12 protein-coding genes and 1 pseudogene are annotated in these 12,266 nt (G+C 42.5%); 5 read left to right on the forward strand and 8 right to left on the reverse strand.

All coding sequences use genetic code 11. The features are described 5' to 3' along the window. Positions 1 to 163 precede the first annotated feature (163 nt). The 5 genes and pseudogenes from ACH2DQ_RS28870 to ACH2DQ_RS28890 all read left to right on the forward strand — a co-directional run bounded on the left by ACH2DQ_RS28870 (position 164) and on the right by ACH2DQ_RS28890 (position 5,532). Positions 164 to 1,018, forward strand: a complete 855-nt coding sequence (locus ACH2DQ_RS28870; protein ID WP_394914565.1) for a hypothetical protein — start codon at positions 164 to 166, stop codon at positions 1,016 to 1,018. 293 nt (positions 1,019 to 1,311) lie between these two features. After that, on the forward strand, positions 1,312 to 1,764 hold the full coding sequence (locus ACH2DQ_RS28875; RefSeq protein WP_394914564.1) for a YbaN family protein: 453 nt from the start codon (positions 1,312 to 1,314) through the stop codon (positions 1,762 to 1,764). Between the two features lie 4 nt (positions 1,765 to 1,768). Next, positions 1,769 to 2,143 (forward strand): nitrous oxide-stimulated promoter family protein, encoded by a 375-nt coding sequence (locus ACH2DQ_RS28880; RefSeq protein WP_394914604.1) that lies wholly within the window; start codon positions 1,769 to 1,771, stop codon positions 2,141 to 2,143. Further along, positions 2,136 to 3,884: pseudogene (locus tag ACH2DQ_RS28885) on the forward strand (ABC transporter ATP-binding protein/permease). The gene ACH2DQ_RS28880 and the pseudogene ACH2DQ_RS28885 overlap by 8 nt, the downstream one beginning before the upstream one ends. Then, positions 3,874 to 5,532, forward strand: coding sequence for an amino acid ABC transporter ATP-binding/permease protein (locus ACH2DQ_RS28890; protein WP_394914562.1), 1,659 nt, complete (start codon positions 3,874 to 3,876; stop codon positions 5,530 to 5,532). The pseudogene ACH2DQ_RS28885 and the gene ACH2DQ_RS28890 overlap by 11 nt, the downstream one beginning before the upstream one ends. A gap of 107 nt (positions 5,533 to 5,639) precedes the next feature. Here ACH2DQ_RS28890 and ACH2DQ_RS28895 read toward each other — a convergent pair whose 3' ends face one another. From ACH2DQ_RS28895 to ACH2DQ_RS28930, 8 genes are all read right to left on the reverse strand, one after another. Continuing rightward, the gene (locus ACH2DQ_RS28895) at positions 5,640 to 6,086 is read right to left on the reverse strand and encodes a GNAT family N-acetyltransferase (protein WP_394914561.1); all 447 of its coding nucleotides are present in this window, start codon (positions 6,084 to 6,086) and stop codon (positions 5,640 to 5,642) included. A gap of 212 nt (positions 6,087 to 6,298) precedes the next feature. Continuing rightward, positions 6,299 to 6,499: a hypothetical protein gene (locus tag ACH2DQ_RS28900; RefSeq protein ID WP_394914560.1), complete on the reverse strand. Its 201-nt coding sequence runs from the start codon at positions 6,497 to 6,499 to the stop codon at positions 6,299 to 6,301. 54 nt (positions 6,500 to 6,553) lie between these two features. After that, positions 6,554 to 7,633, reverse strand: a complete 1,080-nt coding sequence (locus tag ACH2DQ_RS28905; protein WP_394914559.1) for a MarR family winged helix-turn-helix transcriptional regulator — start codon at positions 7,631 to 7,633, stop codon at positions 6,554 to 6,556. Positions 7,634 to 7,753: 120 nt separating this feature from the next. Beyond that, the gene (locus ACH2DQ_RS28910) at positions 7,754 to 8,959 is read right to left on the reverse strand and encodes a cation diffusion facilitator family transporter (RefSeq protein ID WP_394914558.1); all 1,206 of its coding nucleotides are present in this window, start codon (positions 8,957 to 8,959) and stop codon (positions 7,754 to 7,756) included. After that, positions 8,928 to 9,338 (reverse strand): metal-dependent transcriptional regulator, encoded by a 411-nt coding sequence (locus ACH2DQ_RS28915; protein WP_394914557.1) that lies wholly within the window; start codon positions 9,336 to 9,338, stop codon positions 8,928 to 8,930. The genes ACH2DQ_RS28910 and ACH2DQ_RS28915 overlap by 32 nt, the downstream gene beginning before the upstream one ends. Positions 9,339 to 9,541: 203 nt before the next feature. Then, the gene (locus ACH2DQ_RS28920) at positions 9,542 to 10,219 is read right to left on the reverse strand and encodes a TetR/AcrR family transcriptional regulator (protein WP_394914556.1); all 678 of its coding nucleotides are present in this window, start codon (positions 10,217 to 10,219) and stop codon (positions 9,542 to 9,544) included. 41 nt (positions 10,220 to 10,260) lie between these two features. Further along, entirely contained in the window at positions 10,261 to 11,805 is a 1,545-nt protein-coding gene (locus tag ACH2DQ_RS28925; protein WP_394914555.1) for a hypothetical protein, read from the reverse strand. 58 nt (positions 11,806 to 11,863) lie between these two features. Continuing rightward, positions 11,864 to 12,266, reverse strand: a 403-nt coding sequence (locus tag ACH2DQ_RS28930) for a helix-turn-helix domain-containing protein (protein WP_395028800.1), incomplete at its 5' end; no start/stop codon positions are given.

Genomic DNA, 12,266 nt, shown 5'->3' on the forward strand with positions numbered 1-12,266 from the left:
CATTGTAATAATTTAATGGCGTGTTATGATAGTAGTTATACAGGAAATGATTGGATCAGAATCATAGATGCATTTATGCATTGCTACTATAGTTTCTGTCTGGATTGAGCACTGATTTACAGATGGTTGTTACACTGGGGTGATGGGAAAGGAGTAAGTAGACATGAACCGTATTGAGAAAAGTGAGGCGTACAAATTTACCAGAAAGCAGTATGAGTTTCTGCAGATTTTACGGAGACACCGCCAGCGTAAAGGCAGGCCGGGACTCCGAAAACTGGGGGAGGAATTATCCGTAAATGCTTCTACCCTATCCCGCTTTTATGGAGAATGTGTATCTAAGAATATCCTCACAGAGGACTTTGAATTTACGCCCTCCGGTGAAATGTTACTGGAAGAGTACGGCAGGAAGCGGGAAGAAATCAGTCTGTGGCTGCAAAAAGAAGGGATGGATTCTGCTCATGCCGAAGATCAGGCGGCGTGTATTATTGAGGCATGCAGTGAGGAAACAGTTCAGGTTCTGAGAAAGCTGGGCATTCTTCATAAGGCATTCGATTCGCTAAAGTCCGGTGAAGAGCACGTACAGACGTTTAATGGAAGAAAACTCAGTGATTACTTAGCTGTGGGAGACTATGATATATCATTCACGTTCTATCGGGAAAAGGACCGGATTCCGGGCAGAATATCTATGGCAAACCAGGCATTTCATCATCCGGGGCATATGAGCTGCAGGAAAAGGGATGGCTATCTGGAACTTACAGCACTGGATGTGGAAATGCCTGCTTCCCATACAGCCGCCTCCCTCAGAGGACGGATGCAGACCATGAAATACAAGGAAGATGAAATATGCAGGCTGGCAAGGATCAAGAACAATAAGGTTCGGATTCCCCTGTCGGCAATTACCTTTACTTATATCCAGGAAAGCAATATTCTCCAGGGGGCAGTGCATCTGACCATGACCTGCAATGAAGAAGAATCTAACATGCCGGAGAGTACTGCTGTTTTGGTATTATATATTTAGTACTACATCCAGCTAGATGTAGGATTAGGTTCGAAAATGTTGGATACTGCCTGCTGCTAAGGTGAGAAAGTTTATCAATAAAAATCGTGGTGTTGCACTCGCACAACAGTCAGATGTTGAAATCATCAGTGATTTTAGTCTGATTCAGATTATGTTGCGCGCATGCAACACTTTTTTATTCACATTGACAGTTTTCGTTTCGTAATATATAACTATAGCGTAGATAAGTTAGCTTCTGCTAATTCGGAAAGCGAAAGAAGTATAATAAGTTCGGAAAAGGAAGGAAGGCGTATATGAAAAGAAATCCATTTAAATTACTGTGGCTGATACTTGCGTTTTTAAGTCTGGGAATCGGGGCGATTGGGGTGATATTGCCAATACTGCCCACCACACCATTTTTATTAGTAGCCTCATTTTGTTTTGCAAAAGGTTCCAAGAGGTTCCATGACTGGTTCATGAATACAGGACTTTACAAAAAGCATCTGGACAGCTTTATAAAAAATCGGGCGATGACACTTAAATTAAAGCTTTTCATCCTTTTACCGGTATCCGCAATGCTGACACTTGCATTTTTTATGATGCATAATATACCTGGAAGAGTAGTCATTGTCCTGTTGGTAATCTTCAAATATTATTACTTTTTCTTTCGGATTGCAACCATACCGGGCAATAAAAAGAACCTGGATTATGGTGCAGATAAAAGAACCTTGGATTATGGAGCAGACAGAATGGAGTTAACAGATTAATATGATGGCGAAAGGCAGCAAGGGAGAACAAAAGCGTCTCCGGGAACAGGAAACAGTCAGTATGATGATTCGTCTATATTGCAGGAAAAATCATAAAGTGGGCATTGACGGCAAGAGCAAGGGGGATATCCTGTGCCCCGAATGTCAGGAACTTCTGGCTTATGCCGAGAAAAAAATCCAGAGATGCCCGTTTATGGAAAATAAGACGTTTTGCAGTAACTGCCGGGTACATTGTTACCAGTCAGAAATGCGGGAGAAGATTCGGGATGTAATGCGGTTTTCCGGTCCCAGAATGCTTCTTTACCATCCGTTTATGGCATTGCACCATATGTGGTGTACCCTGAGAGAGAAAAAGAAGGAGGCAAAACGCCATGATTAAAACAAGATTAGTCGGATTGCTGGCGGAATCGAAAAAATATATTGTTCAAAATGTTTTATGGCAGTGGGTGGCTCTCATTGCCAATATAGCGGCAGCTATAACCATTGGAAATTTAATTGAAAAGACATATCGAGGGATGCTTGGCACGACTCTTCTGGCAGTGAGTGTCTGTATTTTAGCGGCATCTATACTTATTCGGTTTGGCTGTGACAGGCTTGCTGCAAAAGCATCCTTTTGCGCGAGCAGAGATGTAAAGATCACGATCAGAGAGAAAATTTATGAAAAACTACTGCGTCTGGGAGCTTCCTATAAGGAAAAGATCTCAACTGCGGAGGTTGTCCAGGTATCGGTTGAAGGTGTGGAGCAGCTGGAAATATATTTCGGAAAATATCTGCCGCAGCTTTTTTACAGCCTGCTGGCACCGCTGACTTTATTTGCGGTATTGTCCTTTATCAGTTTGAAAGCATGTATTGTATTGCTTGTCTGTGTGCCGCTTATTCCGGCATCCATAATGGGCGTTCAGAAATTTGCAAAAAAGCTTTTGAATAAATACTGGGGATCTTATACGGAACTGGGTGACAGTTTTCTGGAAAATCTTCAGGGGCTTACAACCCTTTAGATTTATCAGGCTGACGGGAAAAAAGCAGAAGAAATGGATCAAGAGTCAGAGCAGTTCCGCCGCATTACCATGCGGGTCTTGACTATGCAGCTGAATTCCATCAGTGTGATGGATCTGGTAGCTTATGGGGGCGCTGCAATTGGTATGATCGTAGCAGTCCGTGAATATATAGGAGGTAATATTGGTTTAGCCGGGACGGTTACCCTGATATTACTGGCTGCTGAATTTTTTATCCCCCTGCGTGTCCTGGGATCTTTCTTTCATATTGCAATGAATGGAATGGCAGCCAGTGACAAGATGTTCCGGCTTTTGGATCTGCCGGAAGCAAAAACCGGGGAAAAAGAAGTACCGGAGCAGGAGCATTCTATAAAATTCAAAGATGCAGGATTTTGTTATAACAGTGAGCGTAAGATTTTAGACCATATTAATCTGAATATATCCAAAGGTAGTATTGTTTCGCTGGTAGGTAATTCCGGATGTGGAAAAAGCACCCTGGCGGCGATTCTGACCAGCAGAAATAAAGGATATGAAGGCAGTATTACCATCGGAGGCACGGAACTATCGGAAATTTCAGAAGCAAGTCTGATGGCGCATATTACCATGGTCGGGCAAAACAGTTATTTGTTTAAAGGTACGGTTGAAGAGAACCTGGCAATGGGTAATCCCAGGGCGTCCAAAGAACAGATGGATCAGGTATTAAAAGATGTGGACCTGTATGAATTCTTATATTCGGGTGAGGGATTGCAGACGAAGCTTCAGGAAAAAGCTTCTAACCTCTCCGGCGGGCAGCAGCAGAGACTGGCACTGGCAAGAGCGTTGCTCCATGATTCGGAAATTTACATTTTTGATGAAGCAACGTCTAATATCGATGTTGAGAGTGAAGAACGGATTATGTCAGTTATTTATGGACTTGCCGGACGAAAAACCGTTCTGCTGATTTCACACAGGCTGCAGAATGTAGTTTCCTCGGATTACATCTATGTGCTTCAGAGCGGGAAAATTGCTGAATCCGGAACCCATGAGCATTTACTGGAAAAGGCCGGAGTTTATGCAAAACTATACGAAAATCAACAGCAGTTGGAACATTACCGACAAAAGGAAGGAGCAGAGTATGCATCGTAGAAGCGGAATTAAAATTATGGGGAAATTGATCGGCCTGGTCAAACCACTCCTTCATGTGATGACAGCGGCTATTTTCCTGGGTGTAGTGGGATATCTCTTCGCGATCTTTCTGACGATACTTGCAGGAGTTGGCATTCTCCATGGTTTGGGTGAGAAGAATCTGCTTTCGTTGACCGTTACTTTTGGTCTGCTTATCGCCTTTGCTATCTGCCGTGGAATCCTTCATTATGGGGAACAGGCTTGTAACCACTATATTGCATTTAAATTGCTGGCAATCATCCGCCACAAGGTATTCTCAGCCCTCAGAAAGCTGGCTCCGGCTAAACTGGAAGGCAAAGATAAAGGAAACTTAATTTCCATTATAACAAGTGATATTGAGCTGCTGGAGGTATTTTATGCGCATACCATATCACCCATCGCCATTGCATTTTTAACATCTCTGTTTATGGCAGTTTTTATTGGGTACTTTTATCTTCCGGCAGGAATCCTGGCGCTGGCTGGCTACCTGGCAGTGGGAGTCTGGCTTCCCCTTTGGAATTCAAAGCGGGGTTCCGTAAGAGGTATGAAATACCGCAATGATCTGGGAGAGATGAACAGTTTTGTACTGGATAATCTCCGGGGGCTGCATGAAACCATCCAATATGGACGAGGCGACGAGCAAAAGAAACAAATGAGAGCGCAGTCGGAAAAATTATCAAAGGAGCAGGAAGAATTGCAGAAAATGGAGGGCGGTTCCAGATCGGCTACCAACCTGGTGATCCTTTTATTTTCTTTTAGCATGCTTTTCCTGATGCTGTTTGCCTACACTTCAGGATACAGCGATTTTACCGGAGTCATTATCTGCACCATTGCTATGATGGGATCCTTTGGACCGGTTGCGGCGTTATCAAGCCTGTCCAATAATCTGAATCAGACACTGGCAAGCGGTGAGCGGGTATTATCTCTTTTAGAAGAGGAACCGGAGATCAAAGAAGTAACGGGAAAAGCAGCAACCGGATTTTCCAATGTCAGCTGCAGGCAGGTTTCCTTTGCCTATGGCAAAGAAGAGATCTTAAAGGATTATTCCCTGAAAATGAAAGAAGGGGAGATCATAGGAATTTATGGAAAAAGCGGTTCCGGTAAATCTACGCTTTTAAAACTGCTGATGCGGTTCTTCGATGTGCAAAAAGGCAGTGTAAAAATTTCAGATAAAAATGTAAGGGATATTAATACATCTGATTTAAGAAATATGGAAAGCTATGTAACCCAGGAAACCTATCTCTTTCATGATTCCATAGGGGCAAATATCGCAATTGCAAATCCAGGTGCCAGCAGAGAAGATATCATAGCGGCGGCAAAGAAAGCCTCCATTCATGAATTTATAGAAAAGCTGCCTGGGGGCTATGATACCCCTGTGGGTGAACTGGGAGATACCCTGTCAGGAGGAGAACGTCAGAGAATTGGAATTGCCAGGGCATTTCTACACAACGCTCCCTTTCTCTTACTGGATGAGCCTACCAGCAGTCTGGACAGCCTAAATGAAGGGATTGTCCTGAAATCATTGCAGGAAGCCTGCAGGGAGAGAACCGTTCTACTTGTATCCCACAGGCAGTCTACTATGAATATTACGGACCGAGTGTATCGGATGACAGGTGACCGGGCGTCTTAGAGCGTGTTTTAAAACAGGCTCTAGTGCCGCCCGACTTAACATCCAGGTAACTGTAACGATCCTGTCTTACACTTTCTCCCGGTTGCCCGGCTGAAAGTGTAAGAAGTTTACAAGCATTTACATAAATAAACCATGTCTACTAACTGGATGTCATTATCAAACATGGGGTGGTCGTAGTTATCTGTGAAAAAGTTGGGAATCCGGTGAGAAATCTTAAAACCGTTTTTCTGGTAAAACTGTAGGATCCAGGGAATGTCCCCTGTTCCAACAAGCATGGCAGCGTATTTACCTCTGTAATATGAAAAAATATGTTCTAAAAGTTTGCTTCCATATCCTTTGCCATTCCATTTTTCATAAGTGGCTATATTTTTCAGCTCACACACATCATCACTTTCCCGGGAAACCACGCAGACACTTTTTAAGCCGTCATCATATAATGCAAACAGCTCACCCCGATATAAATATTTCTCTATCATTTTTACATCTTCATCTGCAAGAAGAAGAAGTTCCATAAAATTAATTTTTTCACAATCTGAGATTTTCTTTATTTTCATTTAATCCTCCACAATTTTCAAACACAATCCGGGCACATATGCGCTGCCTATGCACAATTTTTCCTGCTTTTTGCGATGGGTCATTCCCCCTTTCCTATGATTTTATTATATAGATGGATATGGAATTTGGCAAGTTTCGCGTATTTTTAATATGGATCAGAAAGTTACAAAAATTCCAACTGAATCATACAAATAAAATAGGAGGGCAGATGCTAAATGCCCATCTGCTCTCCTAAAATAATTGCTGCCAGTTTTTCTGCCAGATTTTTCATTAAGTTCAATTCGTTTTTAAAGCTTTGTTTTATTTTATGAATAGTGTTCTGCAGACTGAATTTCGGTCTGCAGCTTTTTTTGATCAAATCCTTAATCAGGATCTGAATGCCATATAGAAATAATACAATACTAGTAAACATAAAATCACCCCTTTACTGCCTGAATCATACTGTTTACCGGTTACGATCATATTGCTATTCTTTATTGCTGTCTTTCGTATCTGAATCCTTAGTCATAGTATTTGTTTCAACTTCGATATCAGCTTTGTTTGTCTTTGTGATTGTATCGCAAGCATCGGTCTCTGTTTTGCCAGCCTCAGTATCCACATCGCCAGCTTCGCTCATCTTTTCCCAGTTTCCGGTGTATTTATATTTCAGTTCTTCAAAATCGCATTCCGGACAACGGTTTCCATGGCATCCCGGGTGTTTTGGACAGTCGAAGCTTTCGGAAAATTCCGGACGGTATGGAGCCTCCGGACGATCAGAGGATTGGAATTGTTCGAAATATCTGAAGTCGAAGTCATCCTCGTGTCCACGCCTGCCGGGATGTTCGCCATAACCGGAGATGTCATCCTGCTTATGCCTGCCGGGATGTTCCCCATAACCGGAGAAGCCATCCCGCTCATGTCTGCCTGGATGTTCCGGGTGTTTCGGGGTACCCGGAAAACCGGGACGGCCCGTAAAGGAAGCCCTGGGATCGTGTCTGGATGCAAAGGGACCGCCAAATCCCTGTGGCCCTCCGAAATCCCGTTCCTGTTCGTGAGAGTGGCCGTGAGGATGGGAATGTGGATGACCACAAGGTCTTCCATGCTCATGTTCCGGGATACCCATTTCTTCAAATGTTTTTTCCAGGGCATCGATGAGCCGTTCCAGGTAATCACTTAACACAGTCTGTTCTTCCTCACTGAGGCATGAGAAAATCTGGTTTACATCTTCTTGCTTCCCATCTAACTGTTCAGCGGCTTTGGCTCCTTCCTCAGTGAGTTTGATATTCATGACCCGCCTGTCTTTTTCGGATGGGGTGCGTGTGATGTAGCCGTTTCGTTCCAGTTTACCCAGGAGTTCTCCCAGAGACTGATTTCTCATATCCAAGAGATATCCCAGCTCCTTCTGGGTGATTTCAGGTTGTAGTTTTAAAAGTGAAAGTACACGTCCCTGCCCTTTATGAGGGCTGGCAAAGGGTCCAAAGTTTCGAAAATAAGTGCCCTGATATCGGTGAAGAAGTGCGTCTGCTCTTATAAATAGTTCCATTAAATCTTTAAATTGTTCGCTCATATTTATGTTCTCCTTTCAAATTGAGTTCAAGTAATAGTAAAATACAAAGGTACCTTGATTTATATAATACAGGTACCTTTGTATTTTGTCAATACCTTTTTGAAAAAAAGTAAGGTACCTTTATAAAATGGGCTTACTTTCGGTTAAAAATGGTTTTTTTACCGGAGAAGCAATGAGAAACTTTGTGATTACATGAGAGCTATTGTCAAGGGAATATACAGCTTTACATATATTTTCATGGAGCAGCAGCTCTTTTTTGCAGATTTTCCAGGAACCGCAGATAGTTATCAGGACGTTAGTATAAGGAGCCGCGTTTACAAAATGCAGATCTTTCATCCGTGCATTTTCATCGAAGGAGCAGATGATATCTTCAACTGCATTTTTTATAAGGTTGTGCGAACCGTTGTCCGAAGCTAAAAAGTCTGGCTGTATGGTGGCGGTACAATTCATGTTCTGGTAAAGATCATAGGAAATATTCTGCGCTGCTGTATACAAATCAGCACTGTTTTGCCCATCAGCGCCTGTAATATGCATGGAGACTGCATATTGTCCCATGCCGTAATCATGGATCGTCAGGTTACGGATACTCTGAACTTGGGGATACTGCATAACCAGTTCTGTAATTTTATCAGATAAGCCGTTGTCTGGGGAATGTCCCATGAAACGGTCAGCCGTTTCCGTGATGGATTTTATAGCTGAAAACATGATAAATACGGATACCAGCAGGGTACACCAGCCATCAATGTGCCAGCCGGTAAAGTGCTCGGTTACCAGGGCTAAGGTAATTGCAGCCGTGGATGCCATATCACTGATGCAGTCAGTGGCAGCAGCTTTCATGGATGCCGAGGATATTTTATTGCCAATGTTTTTGTTGTAAAGATACATATAGAATTTTATGAAAATGGAAGCCAGGAGCATAAATAATACCGGTCCGCTAAATGTGATTGGCATTGGTGACTGTATAGCGGTTACAGAATCTTTTGCTAATGCCGTGCCCATGAAAAAAACAGCCAGACCGGATACAAATCCCATCAGCCATTCATAACGCCCATGTCCAAACTGATGGTTTTCTCCAGCACCCATTCCGGCGAGACAATAGCCCAGAAAGGAGGCGCCGCTAGTGAGGGCATCTGATAGATTGTTAAATCCATCAGCGATAATGGCAGAAGAAGAGCTGACCGTACCAAAAAACAGTTTTGCAAGAAAAAGAAGGGTATTAAAAAAGATACCGGCTATACTGCATATTTTTGCATATGCCTTCTGCACAGACGGCTTCGATATGCACTCACTATCTTTAATCAGATGCTGTATCAGATATGTAATCACTTGAATCACCTGTTCCTTTCTTAACCAGAAGCTTTTGAAGTGCACACAATGTTTCTTCACTGATGATGTGTTCCATACCCCCGGCGTCACGTGCTGCTATGTCCAGGGGGATTTCCAGAAAATCAGCTAAGAAATCAAATATGGTTGAAAATCGTTCATAGATTCCACTGGCTGCAAACAAGCCTTTTTCCGTCAGGCATACATTGTTATCATCCACGGCGACAAAGCCATCCCGGACAAGGTTCTTAAGCATACGGCTCACGCTTGCCTTTGTGAATCCCAGGCGTTCAGCGATGTCAACAGAGCGCACGACAGACTGTTCCTGATGAAGGAGAAAGATGGATTTCAGATAATTTTCTCCGGAGTACCGTAAACCCATATAAACCACCTACTTTCATTATTATCTAGTGAGTAAATTTCTTCACTCAGATAATACTATGCATTCCCGGATTTGTCAATGAATAAATTCACTCACATTTATAAAATAAAAATACACCTGTCAGGTTAGCCTAAAACAGGTGCATTCTTTTTTCCGGTCATCCGTCATGGTGTTCCGGGTAATTTCTATAAGTTTGAATTGGATTATAATTTTCCAAATGAAGATACTGGAAATTCCAGTACACGTGCAAACATATCATATATAAATAACAGAAAATTTTCCATGTAAGCAGATGTATCTTTTGCAGCGGGTATCCGTTTATGAAAGGTGTGAACCAGACCGTAGATCAAAAAATGGGTGGTTGCCGGAATGTCCTTGCAATGGAAGATGCCTTCTTTTGTTCCCTGGTCAATAATGGGCAGAAGCAGAGTGTACCATTGGTCCGCTACGTGGTCTAAATGGATTGCCCGAATGTCGGTTTCTTCATGATACCGGGATTCAAATTGCTGATGTGACATAGAAAAATCAAAAATACGTTTTATAAAAATCTGAAGTTTTTCTATTACCGGGATATCTGCAGAGCTGGGAACTTTTATCTGCTTAATTGCTTTGCTGGCATAAAGCTCCGAAGCGGCTGCGAATATCTCTGTTTTGGATTTAAAATAGCGGTAGCATAATCCGGGAGATACATTCATTCTGTCTGTAATATCCTGCACATTCGTATTGTCATAGCCTTTTTCAGCAAGAAGTTCCAGCGCAGTCTCAATAATTTCCTGCCTGCGCTCCTCCGGTTCTTTGGAGATACGTGTTCTTCTGGGACTGTTCGGGGCACGTCGCAGGGACCGTCTGCCTCTGTTATCAAATTCTTCAGAATGTTTCATGGGTTTACCTCATTTAAGTAGTCGTATAAGTAGTCATACTTTTAAGCTTTTACGGTGTACTCTGCGTCAATAATATTTGTCTCGGCAAGAAGATTGCGTTCCACACCGTAAGCAATCAGCTCCCGGTCTTCCAAAGGTGTAAAATGAACATCGATTTCTGCACGTTTTATGGTATATTCATCCACAACGATTTTCTTATCTTTTAAAATCTTTAAATGTTTGTCCAGCTCTTTTTTCAAAGCCGCAGGATTCATACGTGGCAGCTTCATATGGGCACGGAAATAATTTAAAGTAAATGTGGCATCCAGGCTGTTATTCATATAGGACATTAATCGTTCTGACTGAAGCATAACCAGAATGGCCTTTGTCTGAGGTGAATCAATCAGACGATAACTCTGGGAAAGAATATTGACATATTTTTTCTGGATATATGTGTTAATCATCTGGTCACTTGGCTGTACTTCAAAATATACAACACCATGGTCTTCATAGACACGTGCTGTAACAATCATATTTAACTGAAGCTTTTCCGCCTCTTTTCCGGTTTCCTTATCCGTAATGGTCACGGAATAGTTGTAGTCCTGAAGCTTAAAGAGCCTTTCTTTAATATCATCCAGATGCTTTTTACGCGGAGTTTCAATGTTAAATACCAATCTTGCCAGGTTTTTCAATTTTCCGGTAATTAACCTGGTACGAACTGTTTCCGCGGACATCATGGTATAGAGGCAGTTTAAAATCTCACGATCCTTCATATCCAGATCCCGCTTTGTCATGGTATTAATATTATATTTAGATTTAATTTCTTCTAAAGTGTCGGCAGAAGTTACGGAAGGAAGATCCAGGTTCTCCGTACTCATTTCCACACGGACGTTTCCGCCCTCAAAGTCATAGCTGTTGAAAAGACGGATTTCATTTTGCAGGATTTCCACTTCAAAATCCAGATTTGTACTGCGGTAGTTGAAAATGGGTGCCTGCATGTAAACCATAGGGAATTTCGTGGTGTAGCCTTCCAAAGAGCCATTGAATTCACGGTTGACAATAATCAATGATTCCAGCGCTATGTCATGAATAAATGCATTAGCCTGTGATTTGGCTGGTTTTCCGCCATAAAAATGGAAATCTGTAATCAGAGCGGTTACGTCCGCCCTCCAGTTTTCAATCTCTTCATATCGTTCCCGCATGCGGGCTTCTACCGATTTACGGTGGTCAGTTCTTTTATAAATGCTGATATCGTAAGCAGCCTCGGCTTCCTTGCGAAGCAGCTGGGGGTTACGGGGCTTCAGATTCTCGGGGTCCATGACTTCTTCGCGAATGGTATCCGACCAGTTTCGCTTATAAACCCGGCGCAATTCACGCAATTTACGGATTCCCTCTTCTACATCAATGGATTCAGAGGCAGCTTCCTTTACTGCGTGGGCAATTATTTTCTCTAAGGTGAGATCATCGTGTTTTAATTTTAAAATATTTTTCCGGATATAGTGACCTGCTCTACTGCAATTGATGTAGGCTTCGTATGTCTGGATCAGGTTTTTTTTCAACATTGGTCGTAAAACTGCGGCTAATTGTTCGTATTGGTCGTCTTTCATACCTACATCTCACCTCCTGGTTCTGTCTGAATAGCAATTAAGGTCATTATATCGCAATTTATAAGGATTTGCAACGAAACATTTTGGACATCAGTTGCTCCTGATTTAACCCGTTATATTTGTCAATCAAAAAGGACAGGCGCAGTAAAAAGCAGGTTTGTGTGTCATCCAGGTCAACCCGGCACACATCCGTGATTCGGTTCAGGCGGTAAACCAGTGAATTGCGGTGAATGTAGAGCTGTTCAGCTGTCAATTTAATACTGCATCCACAGTCCAGATAGGCACAGAGTGTCTGATAAAACTGCGTGTTATTTTTATGGTCGTATTGCCTTAGCAGAGTCAGTGCAGGATGACAGAAACGACCCAGGGACTCCGGTGATTTCATACCGGAAAACAGGTCAAATATCTGGTAATCCAGATAGTAACAGATGTTTTCACCGGGAGACAGTTTCATTCCAAGT

Source organism: Robinsoniella sp. (assembly GCF_034124845.1).